Origin of the sequence: Streptomyces abyssalis (assembly GCF_001751365.1) — a bacterium.
Taxonomy (GTDB): Bacteria; Actinomycetota; Actinomycetes; order Streptomycetales; family Streptomycetaceae; genus Streptomyces; species Streptomyces abyssalis.
In genome coordinates this window covers 1,278,254-1,291,576 of record NZ_LJGT01000040.1, presented here as the reverse complement: position 1 = coordinate 1,291,576, position 13,323 = coordinate 1,278,254, and the positions used below count along the sequence as shown (strand labels likewise).

General features: G+C 71.1%; 12 protein-coding genes. 3 read left to right on the top strand and 9 right to left on the bottom strand.

Annotation, left to right across the window (positions count from 1 at the left end; translation table 11 throughout):
- Positions 1-40: 40 nt before the first annotated feature.
- On the top strand, positions 41-1,438 hold the full coding sequence (locus AN215_RS20405) for an NADP-dependent succinic semialdehyde dehydrogenase (RefSeq protein ID WP_070012214.1): 1,398 nt from the start codon (positions 41-43) through the stop codon (positions 1,436-1,438).
- A 185-nt stretch (positions 1,439-1,623) separates the two neighbouring features.
- On the opposite strand, the gene AN215_RS20400 is transcribed toward AN215_RS20405, so the two are convergent.
- On the bottom strand, positions 1,624-2,925 hold the full coding sequence (locus tag AN215_RS20400) for a YeeE/YedE family protein (protein WP_070012213.1): 1,302 nt from the start codon (positions 2,923-2,925) through the stop codon (positions 1,624-1,626).
- Between the two features lie 446 nt (positions 2,926-3,371).
- On the opposite strand from AN215_RS20400, the gene AN215_RS20395 reads away from it, so the two are divergent.
- Positions 3,372-4,136 carry a crotonase/enoyl-CoA hydratase family protein gene (locus tag AN215_RS20395; protein ID WP_070012212.1) on the top strand — a complete coding sequence of 255 codons (765 nt, stop codon included), beginning with the start codon at positions 3,372-3,374 and terminating at the stop codon, positions 4,134-4,136.
- 14 nt (positions 4,137-4,150) lie between these two features.
- Here the strand turns inward: AN215_RS20395 and AN215_RS20390 are convergent, their stop codons facing one another.
- Positions 4,151-5,743: a hypothetical protein gene (locus AN215_RS20390; protein ID WP_070012509.1), complete on the bottom strand. Its 1,593-nt coding sequence runs from the start codon at positions 5,741-5,743 to the stop codon at positions 4,151-4,153.
- A 308-nt stretch (positions 5,744-6,051) separates the two neighbouring features.
- Between AN215_RS20390 and AN215_RS20385 the strand changes: the two genes are divergently transcribed.
- Complete coding sequence (locus AN215_RS20385) at positions 6,052-7,890, top strand: DUF8508 domain-containing protein (protein ID WP_070012211.1); 1,839 nt, start codon at positions 6,052-6,054, stop codon at positions 7,888-7,890.
- Positions 7,891-7,964: 74 nt separating this feature from the next.
- Here AN215_RS20385 and AN215_RS20380 read toward each other — a convergent pair whose 3' ends face one another.
- The 7 genes from AN215_RS20380 to AN215_RS20350 all read right to left on the bottom strand — a co-directional run bounded on the left by AN215_RS20380 (position 7,965) and on the right by AN215_RS20350 (position 13,320).
- Positions 7,965-8,870: an EI24 domain-containing protein gene (locus AN215_RS20380; protein ID WP_079123221.1), complete on the bottom strand. Its 906-nt coding sequence runs from the start codon at positions 8,868-8,870 to the stop codon at positions 7,965-7,967.
- A 113-nt stretch (positions 8,871-8,983) separates the two neighbouring features.
- A complete protein-coding gene (gene dapD, locus AN215_RS20375) occupies positions 8,984-9,991 on the bottom strand; it encodes a 2,3,4,5-tetrahydropyridine-2,6-dicarboxylate N-succinyltransferase (RefSeq protein ID WP_070012209.1) in 1,008 nt (335 codons plus the stop codon).
- Positions 9,992-10,165: 174 nt separating this feature from the next.
- Positions 10,166-10,732: a TetR/AcrR family transcriptional regulator gene (locus AN215_RS20370; protein WP_070012208.1), complete on the bottom strand. Its 567-nt coding sequence runs from the start codon at positions 10,730-10,732 to the stop codon at positions 10,166-10,168.
- The gene (locus AN215_RS20365) at positions 10,732-11,052 is read right to left on the bottom strand and encodes a DMT family transporter (RefSeq protein WP_070012207.1); all 321 of its coding nucleotides are present in this window, start codon (positions 11,050-11,052) and stop codon (positions 10,732-10,734) included. The genes AN215_RS20370 and AN215_RS20365 overlap by 1 nt, the downstream gene beginning before the upstream one ends.
- A gap of 176 nt (positions 11,053-11,228) precedes the next feature.
- On the bottom strand, positions 11,229-11,558 hold the full coding sequence (locus AN215_RS20360; RefSeq protein ID WP_070012206.1) for a metal-sulfur cluster assembly factor: 330 nt from the start codon (positions 11,556-11,558) through the stop codon (positions 11,229-11,231).
- Positions 11,555-12,022: a Fe-S cluster assembly sulfur transfer protein SufU gene (gene sufU / locus AN215_RS20355; protein WP_070012205.1), complete on the bottom strand. Its 468-nt coding sequence runs from the start codon at positions 12,020-12,022 to the stop codon at positions 11,555-11,557. Before sufU ends, AN215_RS20360 begins: the two co-directional genes overlap by 4 nt.
- Positions 12,023-12,066: 44 nt before the next feature.
- Positions 12,067-13,320 carry a cysteine desulfurase gene (locus AN215_RS20350; RefSeq protein ID WP_070012508.1) on the bottom strand — a complete coding sequence of 418 codons (1,254 nt, stop codon included), beginning with the start codon at positions 13,318-13,320 and terminating at the stop codon, positions 12,067-12,069.
- Between the last annotated feature and the right edge of the window lie 3 nt (positions 13,321-13,323).

The window sequence follows — 13,323 nt, the reverse complement described above, 5'->3', positions numbered from 1 at the left end:
GTCGTGCACAGGCACCGAAGCAGCCGAAGGAGGCGCTCACATGGCCATCGCCACGGTGAATCCGGCCACGGGCGAGACCCTGAAGACATTCGAACCGCTCAACGCCGGCGAGATCGAAGAGCGCCTCTTCAGGGCGGAGCGCGCCTTCCGCGAACACCGCCTGACGAGCTTCGCGCAGCGGGCCGCGCTGATGCACCGGGCGGCGGACCTGCTGGAGGCGGACCGGGACGCCATCGCCCGCACCATGACGACGGAGATGGGCAAGCCGCTCGCCGCGTCCCGCGCCGAGGCGGCCAAGTGCGTCAAGGCGATGCGCTGGTACGCGGAGCATGCCGAGGCACAGCTCGCCGACGAGCACCCCGCACCCGCGGACGTGAAGGACTCGGGCGCGTCGCGGGCGTTCGTGCGCTACAGGCCGCTGGGCACAGTGCTGGCGGTCATGCCCTGGAACTTCCCGCTCTGGCAGGTCGTGCGCTTCGCCGCGCCCGCCCTCATGGCCGGCAACACCGGGCTGCTCAAGCACGCTTCGAACGTGCCGCAGACCGCGCTGTACCTGGAGGACCTCTTCCGCCGTGCGGGGTTCCCCGAGGGCGCCTTCCAGACTCTGCTCGTCGGCTCCGGCGCCGTGGCGGACCTGCTCCGCGACGAACGGGTCGTGGCCGCGACCCTCACGGGCAGCGAGCCCGCGGGCCGCTCGGTCGCCTCGATCGCCGGGGACGAGATCAAGAAAACGGTCCTGGAGCTCGGCGGCAGCGACCCCTACGTGGTGCTCCCCTCGGCCGACCTCGACAAGGCCGTACGCACCGCGGTCACCGCCCGCGTGCAGAACGCCGGTCAGTCCTGCATCGCCGCAAAGCGCTTCATCGTGCACACGGACATCCACGACACGTTCGTATCCAGGTTCGTGGAGCGGATGTCCGCGCTGAAGGTCGGGGACCCCATGGCCGAGGACACCGACGTCGGCCCGCTCTCCAGCGCGCAGGGCCGCTCCGACCTGGAGGAGCTCGTCGACGACGCCACACGCCGCGGCGCCACCGCCCTGTGCGGCGGCGGACGTCCGCTGCATCTTCCGGACGGCTGGTACTACGAGCCGACGGTGCTGACCGGAGTCACCGACGAGATGAGGATCCACCGCGAGGAGGCCTTCGGTCCCGTCGCGACCGTGTACAGCGTGGACGGCCTGGACGAGGCCGTCGAACTCGCCAACGACACCTCGTTCGGCCTCAGTTCCAACGCTTGGACGCGCGACGCCGCCGAGCAGGAGCGCCTCACCCGTGACCTGGAGGCGGGCGGCGTCTTCTTCAACGGCATGACGGCCTCGCACCCGGGCCTGCCGTTCGGCGGTGCCAAGCGTTCCGGTTACGGACGGGAACTGGCCGGCCACGGCATCCGGGAGTTCTGCAACGCGACCACGGTGTGGTTCGGGCCGGAAGAGTGACAATGGTGATGTCCGGCCCGTGAGAGCGACGGGCCGGACCGGCAGCACGCCGGGTCCGGCGGGGACCGGACGGGCGGGCCGCACTCCCGCTGAGGCGGAGCGGTCCGCTCGCCCGGCCTCTGCCGTACGGGACCGCCGTACGCGACCGGCGCGCCCGCACACCCGCACCCGCACGGCGCGCGGGCTCAGCAGGCCCCGTCGCGAGGTGCCGGATTCCCCAGCCCGAACAGCGGGCGCAGCTTCAGCCCCGCGACGGTGCCGAGCAGTGCCGCCGCACCCCAGACCCAGCCGTGCAGGCTGCCGGAGGCGATCCCCGCGAGGTACGCGCCGATGTTGCAGCCCCCGGCGATCCTCGCGCCGATACCCATCAGCAGTCCGCCGGCGACCGCGCCCACGGCCCGGCGCCACGGGATGCCGCGGTGCAGCGTCCAGACGCCCCCGGCGGACGCGGCCAGCGCGGCCCCGATCATGATGCCGATGTCGGTGAGGCTGGTCTTGTCCGCGAGCACGGGACCGGCGAGCTGAGGCGCGTTGTCCGGCTGCTGCCAGTACGCCCACGTCTCCGGCGAGGCACCCAGCACACCGGCGAGCTTCGAGCCCCACAGCGCGAAGGCGCCGGTAACTCCCCAGGCGCCGCCGGAGACGAGCAGCACCGCCGCACCCAGTACGCCCAGCACGAGGGCACCGGCCGCCATCGGCCAGGAACCGCGCACCACACGCGCGAGGGCGCCGCGCGCGGAGGGCGGCGGCGCCACCGGCGGCGGGTTCCGCCGGGCCTGTACGCGGCGTGAGACCAGGACGACCACAGCGAGCAGGGCGAGAGTCAGTGCCAGCGACCCCGGCCAGCCGAGCCCGTCGGAGAAGAGGACCGGGCCGAGTGCGGGCAGATCGCTCCACACCCCGTACTGCCATGCCGCGAGCGTCGAGCCGGCGATGAACCCGCCGAGGGTAAGCACGATGGCGCTCTGCCCGGAGCCCACGGCGAAGAGCGTGCCGGAGGCGCAGGCGCCGCCGATCTGCATGCCGACGGCGAAGAGGAAGGCACCGGCCAGCAGCCCGATGCCCAGCGGACCGGTGCTGGGTGCCGGTGCCGTGCCGAACAGGCCGGTGCCGGTGCCGATGACCAGGGCGAAGAGGGTCGCCGTGGTGCCGAGCAGCAGGGCGTGCGCCCGGAGTCCGGTCCCGTTGCCGACGGCCACCAACTGCCGCCAGGCGGAGGTGAATCCGAAGCGTGAGTGGAACAGCGCCAGGCCCAGCCCGACGCCGAGCAGGAGCAGGATTCCGGGTCGGGCGCCGTGCGCGGCCCACACGAAGACCGTGAGCGCGGCGCCGAGCACGCCGGCCACGGCGAGCGGCGCGCGCCGCGCGGATGGCAGTGCGGCCGCCTCGGGGACGGGCACGCGTGTGGGCGGGGGCGGCGGCAAGGCCGGCAGGCGGGAAGGACGGCTGGCACGGGGCGGCGCCCCGGAGGGGGGAGCGGTAGTCACGTGGCGACCTCGCAGGACGTGGTTGACCGAGGTGGGGGCCGGTGCTGCCCGCGCGGAGCGGGAGCTGGAACCGGCGGCCGGGAGGGATGATTCCCGTCGGTACGGGCGCGCGGAGGCGGGGAACGGAGAGCGGCGCCTGGCGGGCGGGCCGGTCGCGAACGGTCCGTCAGCGGGGACAGAGCGCGTCGTCGACGCTCCACGCCGTGGCCGCGAAGAGCGCGAGTGCCAGATGGCGTGCGGTACCGAACATGCACGGCAGGCTAGATCAAGCCTTCCATATGACGGAAATCCGTCTCGTCATCCGGGATACCCTCCGGGATCGGTCACCCGCGAGAGTCCGCCGGAGAGGCGCGCGGGGCCCGCCGGTAGTCTCAGCACCGCTCTCTCCCCGCCGCATGAAGCGGACCGCGCCGGCACGCCCCGTCATTCCCGGAGGTCGCCCCACCATGGCCGTACGTACCGAGAGGCAGGGGCCGGTCACCACGGTCGTCCTCTCCCGTCCCGCCGCACGCAACGCCGTGGACGGTGCCACGGCTGCCGAACTCGCCGACGCCTTCCGCGACTTCGAGGCCGATCCGGAGGCGCTGGCCGCGGTGCTGTGGGGCGAGGGAGGCACGTTCTGCGCCGGGGCGGACCTCAAGGCCATCGGCACCGACCGCGCCAATCGCGTCGCACCGGACGGCGACGGCCCGATGGGGCCCACGCGGCTGCGGCTGTCCAAGCCGGTCGTCGCGGCGGTCGCCGGCCACGCGGTCGCCGGCGGCCTCGAACTGGCCCTCTGGTGCGATCTGCGCGTCGCCGAGGAGGACGCGGTCTTCGGAGTCTTCTGCCGCCGCTGGGGAGTCCCGCTGATCGACGGCGGCACCGTGCGCCTTCCCCGCCTGATCGGCACCGGCCGCGCACTCGACCTCATCCTCACCGGCCGTCCGGTGCCGGCGGCCGAGGCGTACGACATGGGGCTCGCCAACCGCCTCGTACCGCAAGGGGAGTCACGCGCCGCGGCCGAGGAACTCGCCGCGCAGCTCGCCCGGTTCCCGCAGACCTGTCTGCGCGGCGACCTCGCGTCCGTACACGAGCAGGAAGGTCTGCCCGAGGACGAGGCGATGGCCCGTGAACTGCGGCACGGACAGGCCGCGTTGCGAGAGGCAGCGGAGGGCGCGGCCCGCTTCGCCGCGGGCGCCGGGCGCCACGGCGACTTCGAGTCGATCTGACCGCGCCCGGCTGTTCAGGCCAGCCGGCTGCGGGCCTTGAAGGCCGCCTTGCGCGCGTCCTTGGCGGTCTGCTTGTCGGGGTGTACGCGGCCCATCGCTTCGAGCACGTCGCCCGTAGCCGGGTGGTCGACCTTCCATGCCTTGTCGAAGAACCCCGCATGCTGGTCGACCAACCCCTGTACCAGGCCCTGGAGTTCGGCCGCCTCGCCCGCCGTCGCCAGCTGCGCGGCGATCGTGTCGACGGTCAGCCAGAAGACCATCTCCTCGTCGGGCTGCGGGACGTCCTGCTCGCCGTGCTCGACGAGCCATACCCGCGCCAGTCCGCCCAGTTGCCGGTCCTCCAGCACTTCGCGCAGGGCCGGCTGTGCCTCCGTACCGATGAGGGAGAGGGCCTGCTGGCATGCCAGCCGGCGGGAGGGCGCGTCCTCATCGGTGCCGCGGGACGCGGTGAGCAGTTCGCGGGCGGACTCCAGGGGCGTACGGGCTGCGAGCCAGGACTCGATCTCCGCCTGTGCGTTCTCCTCCGTGTACGCGGTCAGCGCGCTCAGCAGCGTCTCCGCGTCCGCTTCGGCGAGGTGGCCGACGGCCGGGGCTTCGACGCCCGCCTCCCGCATTCGTACGCGCACGCCGTGGATTCCCAGCGGGGTCAGCCGCACCATGCCGTACCGGGAGACGTCCTCCTCGTCGAGGTTCTCCGGCAGTTCGGCTTCCTCGTCCATCTCCTCCGTCAACGCCTCGTCCACGGGCTGGTATTCGACGAGCCCGGTCGGCGCGAGCATCCGGAACTGCTCGTCGAGCTTCATCATCGCCGCCGAGACCTCTTCGAGTACGGCGTCCGTGGGCTCCTCCATGTCGTCCGGGACGATCATCGAGGCTGCAAGCACCGGCAGCGGCACCATCGCACCGGCGGAGACGGCCTGATCGCTCGCGGTGAGGACGTAGAGATTGCCCAGCGTGCCGTCGAGGAAGTCGGCTTCCTTCTCCGGGTTCCAGTCGAGGGAGTCGAGGTCGATGGCTTCCGGATCGATCTGCCCGTCCTCGCCCGTGACGCCGTCGAGGCCGCCGATGAGGTCCTCGAAACTCGGGGTGGCGGCGTCGGCGAGCACGCTCTCCAGGCCGCCCTGCCAGATCTCCAGCACGTCCTGCGGACTGCCGGCGCGGAACTGGTCCAGCTCGTCCCCGGGCCGTGCGGTGCCCACGGGCTCCTCCGTGATCGTGACCGCCCGCGCCGCACCGGCCTCCGCGCCCGCCTCACCGCCTTCGGCGGCGCTGTCGCCGCCGTCCTCCTCGACCTCCAACAGACCGGTGTCGACGGCAAGTTGCCATGCCTGAGCCGTGTGCATCTCCCCGTCCTCGTCCTCGGAGAGCCCGAGACGGGCGACGGCCTCCTTCAACTGCTCCGCGAGCAGCTCACCTCCGGCACCGACGGGCACACCCGCGGCACCCTCACGGCCGGTGGCGCCGCCCTCTTCCCCGGCCCAGACCGCGAGGCGTGCGGCCCACGAGAAGAGCGGTGCGGCCAGTGCGTCCCGCGCGAGTTCGGCTTCGGAGGACAGCCGCACAGGCGGCATGGCGGGACGGTCGCCCCCGGTCGTTTCACCGGACATCAGCGCGTTCATCTCCTACGGGTGCTACATGCTGCGGGAAAGATGCGGCCCCCAGCGTAGACGGGAAGTGTCCCGCACTGCCCGAATCGCGCGGCCGTCACTCTCGCGCCTGTCGGTGACCGCGTGAGGACTCCGTGTGGCACCGGGCGGCGGCCGCCCGGGAGTTGTGTGGCACACGTGCTCAATGGTCCGCATCTGCTTGACAAGTGAGATGAGCACGACAGACTTTTACGCGCGTAGAGATTACCCGTCCGTAATGACCGCACGGACCTGGAAAGTTCGTAATCCGCCACCCCCCGGAGGCACCGTTGTCGTCCCGTCTCGCCCGTACCTCCGCACTCACCGTCGCGGCGGTGTGCGGATCAGCACTGCTCGTCATGACCGCCGTATCCGCGTCCGGGAACACGGCCGAGGAGCCGCGTCTCCACGACATCCAGGGCAAGACCCGGATTTCGCCGTTCGCCGGCAAGCAGGTCACGGATGTGCCGGGCGTCGTCACGGCGGTGCGCGGATTCGGCAAGGCGCGGGGCTTCTGGCTCCAGGACCCGAAGCCGGACGACGATCCCGCCACCAGCGAGGGCATCTTCGTCTTCACGGGCGAGAAGACGCCCGACGTCGAGGCGGGTGACTCCATACGGATATCCGGCGAGGTCGCCGAGTTCTACCCCGGCGGCGAGGAGGCGGGCGGCCAGTCCGTCACCCAGCTGACGGGCGCCGAGTGGAAGGCGGCCTCGAAGAAGAAGGCGAAGCTGCCCAAGGCCGTCGGCCTCGGCGCGGACCGCGTCCCGGACGCGTACGCGCCCGAAGGCAAGGGCGACGAAGGCAACATCGAGTCGCTGAAGCTGCAGCCGCGCAAGTTCGCCCTGGACCTCTACGAGTCTCTCGAAGGCATGCGCGCCGGCCTCAGGAACGCCCCCGTGACCGGCCCGAGCACCGAGTTCGGCGAGCTGTGGGTCACGGCCGACCCCGGCGAGAACCCCACCCCCCGCGGCGGCACCCTTTACGGTGCCTACGACCAGCACAACGGCGCCCGCATGAAGGTGAGTTCGCTGCTGCCGCGCGAGGAGAACCACTTCCCGAAGGCTGACGTGGGCGACGAACTGCGCGGAGCGACCACCGGGCCCCTCGACTACGACAACTTCGGCGGCTACACCGTACGGGCCACGGCCATGGGCGAGTTGAAGGACAACAAGCTGAAGCGGGAGAGAACCCGCAAGCAGAGCAAGGACGAACTCTCCGTCGCCACCTACAACGTCGAGAACCTCTCCCCCGAGAGCGAGCCGGCGAAGTTCGAGCGGCTCTCCGAGGCCCTGGTGAAGAACCTCGCCTCCCCCGACATCGTCGCCCTGGAAGAGGTGCAGGACGACTCCGGCCCGCAGGACGACGGCACCGTCGCCGCGGGCAAGACCCTCAAGACGCTCACCGACGCGATCGAGAAGGCGGGCGGCCCGGCGTACGAGTCGCGCCAGATCGACCCCGAGGACAACGCCGACGGCGGTCAGCCCGGCGGCAACATACGCGTCGCGTTCCTCTACAACCCGGACCGGGTCGACTTCACCGACCGCAAGGGCGGCGACGCGACCACGCCCGTGAAGGTCGGCGACGACGGCGGCAAGCCGAAGCTGTCGGCCAACCCGGGCCGCATCGAGCCGCAGGAAGAGGCGTGGAAGGAGAGCCGCAAGCCGCTCGCCGGCGAGTTCACCTTCAAGGGCCGCCAGGTCTTCGTCGTCGCGAACCACTTCAGCTCCAAGGGCGGCGACCAGCCGATGGAAGGCCGCTTCCAGCCGCCTGTGCGCGAGTCCGAGAAGCAGCGCACCGCGCAGGCGAAGCTCGTCAACTCCTTCGCCAAGAAGGTCGAGGCGATCGACAAGGACGCCGCAGTCATCGCCGCCGGGGACTTCAACGACTTTCCCTTCTCCCCCAGCCTCGACGCCATTCGCGAAGGCGGAGTCCTCACCAGCCCCATGGACGAGCTGCCCGCGGACGAGCGCTACGGCTACGTCTTCAACGGCAACTCGCAGGTGCTCGACCACGCGGTCACCAGCCCGGGCGTCGGCCCGGTCAAGTACGACATCGTGCACATCAACGCCGAGTTCCACGACCAGGCCAGCGACCACGACCCGTCGGTCGTCCGGATGAAGCCGTAAGCCGGCTCATACGGGCTGCACACGGCCCGTCCCGCCGGCGGGCACCTTCAAGGGGGTCCCCGCCTGCCGGCGGCCTACCGGGGGCTTCCCCCGTGAGGCCACGGGTCCTGGGACCCCGGCGTCTTCGGAGCGCTGATTCCGGGTGCCTGTGCCCGTGCGGGTGCCTGTGCCTGCGCCGGGCCCGGGCCCGGAGGCGGTCCGAACTGCCCGCCCTCGTCGCCGTACCGGCTCTCGCGCCGCTCGTTCTCGCCGGTCAGATCCCGTACGAGCAGCGCAGCGCCCGCGACAGCGCCGGGCATCAGCACGACCGCGACCAGCGGGACCAGGAACAGCAGCACCAGCGGGACGCCGAAGCCCAGCGCCAGCGCCCTGCGCGTACGCAGCATCCGCAGCCTCTCCCGTACGGGAATGCCGCGGCGCTGCATGGCCACGGAGACCAGTTCGAGGGTGAGGAAGAAGCCCGAGACGCAGAAGCCGAGCGCCGGGACGACGGTCTGGCCGACCGCCGGCAGGAAGCCGAGGAAGAAGAGCGGGACGGTGAAGAGGAGCATGCGCCACAGCACGAAGAGGCTGTCGCACAGCGAGATCCACACCTCCCGCCACAGGGGACGGTCCTGGCCGGGCGGTGCGCCGCCCTCCGACTCCTCGACCTGCTCCGAAAGCTTCTCGTAGAAGGGGTCGCCGATCACGAGCGTGACAGCGGTGAAGGTGACCACCGACAGCAGCAGCGCACCGACCCAGAGGAGCACCGCGAAGAGCCCGCGCAGGGAGTCCCGCCACAGCTCGTCCCAGCCGTCCGCGAAGGGTGTGGCCCAGGCGGCGACGTCCCCCGCGTAGAAGGCGAGCGCGGTGAGCGCCGCCGCATAGAGCACGAGAGCCAGCAGCGCGGGCAGCAGCCCGAAACCGAACCACCGTCCGTGGCCCAGCGCCCACCGCTGCCCACGCCCCAAGTACCGCATCCCCGCGGCGAGATCACGCATGCCCGTAAGCCTATGGCCTACGGGCATGCGAGGAGCAAGGCGGTCGGGCGCGCAGCGGCCCGGATGAGCGGCCGGACTAGGCGGGCAGCCGGTGAACGGTGCCCGCCCCGCGGTCAGTTGTTGCTGTGGAGCGCCTCGTTCAGTCCGCCCCAGGAGCCGCTGCGCTGGAGGACCTCGACCCTGCCGGTCGTGGAGTTGCGGCGGAAGAGCAGATTGTCCGCGCCGGAGAGCTCCAGCGCCTTGACGATCTGCCCGTCCGGCAGCGATACGCGCGTGCCGGCCGTGACGTACAGCCCGGCCTCGACGATGCAGTCGTCTCCGAGCGAGATGCCGATACCGGCCTCGGCACCCAGCAGGCAGCGCTCCCCGATGGAGATCCGCTGCTTGCCGCCGCCGGAGAGCGTGCCCATGATCGAGGCGCCGCCGCCCACGTCGGAGCCGTCGCCGACGACGACGCCCGCGCTGATGCGGCCCTCCACCATGGACGTGCCGAGGGTGCCGGCGTTGAAGTTGACGAAGCCCTCGTGCATGACGGTGGTGCCCTCGGCCAGGTGCGCTCCGAGGCGTGCACGGTCGGCGTCGGCGATACGCACGCCCTTCGGCGCGACGTAGTCGGTCATGCGCGGGAACTTGTCCACGCTGGTGACGCTCAGATGCCTGCCCGCGGCGCGCGCCGCCATCCGCACCTGCTCCAGCCGCTCGACGGCGACGGGCCCGAGGCTCGTCCAGGCGACGTTGGCGAGCAGTGCGAACTGGCCCTCCAGGTTCAGCCCGTGCGGCCGTACGAGGCGGTGGCTGAGCAGATGCAGCCGCAGGTACGCGTCGTGCGTGTCCGCCGGCTTGTCCTCCAGCGAGCCGATGACCGTACGCACGGCCACGATCTCGACGTCGCGCACGGCGTCGGAACCAAGCGCCCCCCGGGCGGTCTCGCCCAGTGCCTCGGCGGCCTGCTCCGGGCTCAGGCGCTCGCTCCCGACGGGGCCCTCGGGAGCCTCGACGAGCTCGGGGGCGGGGAACCAGGTGTCGAGGACGGTCTCCTCGCCGTCGCTTCCGCGGGAGACGGTGGCGAGCCCGGCGGCGACGGCGCCGGTCGTACGGGATGGGGTGGCTGCTTGGGTCATGCCGCGCACGTTATCGGCCCTCCCGCGGGCGAGGCCAACCGGTCTCAGCGGTCGGAAGACACCGGGTCGGGGCGAAGGGACGGGGCGGAGGCGGCACGGACGCGGGCCGTAGGCCGGGCGGCAAGCGGGCCGGGGCGGGGCGGCGGCGCACAGGCCACGCATCCCGCCGGGCTCTCAGCTCTCGCCCGTGACGCGGCCCAGCGCGGACCGCACCGCCGCACGGTCGAACGGCCGGTCGGTCAGCAGCAGTTGCAGCAGCAGCCCGTCGATCAGCGCGACGAGGACCCGCGCGGTGGCGGCGTCCGCGGTGTGCCGGCCGATGACTCCGGCCATCTCGTCCAGCCAGGCCGCGGCCACGGGCTGCAGTGCCGGACGCCGGAGGGCGGCGAGGTAGAGCTCGTACTCGAGGCGGATGCGGCCGCTGCCTCCACGCGCGTACTCCTCCAGAAGCCGGGTGAGCACATCGGCGAGCGGCGGTCCGCCGCCGGGCCGGGCGTCCGTCCCGGACAGCGCCTCCGCCCAGTCCTTCATGCCGCTGCTCGGCCCGCTGCAGACCCGCTCCAGCGCGGCGACGAGCAGGTCGTCGAGACCGGCGAAGTGGTACGTGGTCGACCCGAGCGGCACACCCGCCTCGGCGGCGACGCTGCGGTGGCTCAGCCCTCCGATTCCCTTGAGTTCGACGATCCGGATGGCGGCGTCGATGATGCGCTCGCGGCGCTCCGGATCGTAACGGCGTGCCATCAGTGGATCCCGCCGAGGTTGAGCACGACGACTCCCCCGATGACGAGCACGATGCCGATGATCTTCGCCACGGTGACCGACTCCCCGATGAAGACGATGCCGATCGCGGCGATGGCCGCGGTCCCCACCCCCGCCCAGATGGCATAGGCGGTGCCGACGGCCATCGTCTTGAGCGTCTGGGCGAGCAGTATGAAGGCCACGGCATAGCTGAAGCCCGTGATCAGGGACGGCACCAGCTTGCTGAAGCCGTTGCTGTACTTCATCGCGGTGGTGCCCACTACCTCGGCCAGGATCGCGCCGGCGAGCGTCAGGTAGACCATGCGTACGAGCGTACACAACGTTGTGTACGGGTGTACATACCCGGCGGCCCGGCGCGTCGCGCTTACCGGCACGCGAAACGGCCATGCCGCCGGGATTCCGGCGGCATGGCCGTTGATGCGTGACCTGCGCACAGGTACGGGGACCTGGGGCGGCCGAGGCCGTGTGAGCGGCGGCGTCAGACGTTGAAGCCCAGCGCCCGCAGCTGCTCGCGGCCGTCGTCGGTGATCTTGTCCGGACCCCACGGGGGCATCCAGACCCAGTTGATCTTCAGTTCGTCGACGATGCCCTCGGTCGCGGACTTCGCCTGGTCCTCGATGACGTCCGTCAGCGGACAGGCCGCCGAAGTGAGCGTCATGTCGATCGTGGCGATGTTCGACTCGTCGATGTGGACCCCGTAGATCAGGCCCAGGTTGACGACGTCGATGCCCAGCTCAGGGTCGACCACGTCGAGCAGCGCCTCGCGGACCTCGTCCTCGCTCGCGGGCTTCGCGGTGGTCTCGGTCATGCGGTCCTCTCCTTTACCGAGTCCTCGCCCAGCGCCTGGGCGGTGGCGTCCTTCCATGCCATCCAGCTCAGCAGAGCACACTTCACACGCGCCGGGTACTTCGAGACCCCGGCGAAAGCGACGGCGTCCTCCAGCACGTCCTCCATGGCCTCGTCCGGCTCCAGCTGCCCCCTGGACTGCATCAGCTCCAGAAAGGTCTCCTGAATCGTGCGGGCCTGGCCGAGCTCCTTGCCGACCAGCAGCTCGTTCAGCACGGAGGCGCTCGCCTGGCTGATGGAGCAGCCCTGGCCCTCGTAGCTGACGTCGCTGATCGTCTCGCCGTCGTAGCGCACACGCAGCGTGATCTCGTCACCGCACGTCGGGTTGACGTGGTGCACCTCGGCGTCGCCCTCACGCAGGCCCTTGCCGTGGGGGTTCTTGTAGTGGTCCAGGATCACTTCCTGGTACATGGAGTCCAGCTTCACGAGTCAGTCCGTCCGTCCAGTCCTCTGCGGCCCACGCCGTCGTCCTAGGCGAAGAAGTTCCGTACGTGTTCCACGCCTTCGGCCAGGGCATCCACCTCGGCCGGTGTGGAGTACAGATAGAACGACGCCCGCGTGGTCGCAGGAATTCCGTACCGCAGACAGACCGGCCGCGCGCAGTGGTGTCCCACGCGGACGGCGATGCCCTGTTCGTCGAGCACCTGGCCCACGTCGTGCGGGTGGATGTCCCCGAGCGTGAAGGAGATCGCGGCGCCCCTGTCCTCGGCCGTGGTGGGGCCGATGAAGCGCAGGTCCGGGATCTGGCTCAGCTTGCTGACCGCGTACGCGGTCAGCGCGTGCTCGTGCTCCTGGATCCGGTCCATGCCGATGGCCGACAGGTAGTCGACGGCCGCACCGAGACCCACGGCCTGTGCGATCGGCGGCGTGCCGGCCTCGAACTTGTGCGGGGCGGGCGCGTACGTCGAGGCGTGCATGGTGACCGTCTCGATCATCTCGCCGCCGCCGAGGAAGGGAGGCAGGTCGTCGAGGAGCTCCTGCCGGCCCCACAGCACGCCGATGCCCGTCGGGCCGCACATCTTGTGCCCGGTGAAGGCCACGAAGTCGGCCTGGATCGCCTGTACGTCCAGCACCATGTGCGGTGCCGCCTGCGAGGCGTCGACGACGACGAGCGCGCCGACCTCCTGGGCACGCCGGACGATGGCGTCGACCGGGTTGATGGTGCCCATGATGTTGGAGACGAGCGTGAAGGAGACGACCTTGGTCTTCTCCGTGATGACCTCGTCGACCGCGGACAGATCGAGCCGGCCGTCGTCGGTGAGGCCGAACCACTTCAGCTTCGCGCCCGTACGCTGCGAAAGCAGCTGCCAGGGCACGATGTTGGAGTGGTGCTCCATCTCCGTGATGACGATCTCGGTGTCGTGCTCGACCTTGTAGGGCTCGTCCGCCCAGCCGAGCATGTTCGCCACGAGATTGAGCGACTCGGAGGCGTTCTTGGTGAAGACGACCTCGTCGCGGCTCGGCGCGTTGATGAAGCCCGCGACCTTGTCGCGTGCCCCCTCGTACAGCGCCGTGGCCTCCTCGGCGAGGACGTGGACACCGCGGTGGACGTTGGCGTTGTGGCGCTCGTTGTAGTCGCTCATCGCGTCGAGCACCTGGCGCGGCTTCTGCGAGGTCGCCGCGTTGTCCAGGTACACGAGCTTGTGCCCGTCGTGGACCGTGCGGTCCAGGATGGGGAAGTCCTTGCGGATCGCCTCGGTGTCGAGCAGACCCGGAAGCGTCACGTC

Excerpts from the sequence above, each read along its gene's own strand:
- AN215_RS20405 (WP_070012214.1), top strand. The coding sequence starts at position 41 with ATGGCCATCGCCACGGTGAATCCGGCCACGGGCGAGACCCTGAAGACA.
- AN215_RS20395 (WP_070012212.1), top strand. The coding sequence starts at position 3,372 with ATGGCCGTACGTACCGAGAGGCAGGGGCCGGTCACCACGGTCGTCCTC.
- AN215_RS20390 (WP_070012509.1), bottom strand. The coding sequence starts at position 5,743 with ATGTCCGGTGAAACGACCGGGGGCGACCGTCCCGCCATGCCGCCTGTG.
- AN215_RS20380 (WP_079123221.1), bottom strand. The coding sequence starts at position 8,870 with ATGCGTGATCTCGCCGCGGGGATGCGGTACTTGGGGCGTGGGCAGCGG.
- dapD (WP_070012209.1), bottom strand. The coding sequence starts at position 9,991 with ATGACCCAAGCAGCCACCCCATCCCGTACGACCGGCGCCGTCGCCGCC.
- AN215_RS20370 (WP_070012208.1), bottom strand. The coding sequence starts at position 10,732 with ATGGCACGCCGTTACGATCCGGAGCGCCGCGAGCGCATCATCGACGCC.
- AN215_RS20365 (WP_070012207.1), bottom strand. The coding sequence starts at position 11,052 with ATGGTCTACCTGACGCTCGCCGGCGCGATCCTGGCCGAGGTAGTGGGC.
- AN215_RS20360 (WP_070012206.1), bottom strand. The coding sequence starts at position 11,558 with ATGACCGAGACCACCGCGAAGCCCGCGAGCGAGGACGAGGTCCGCGAG.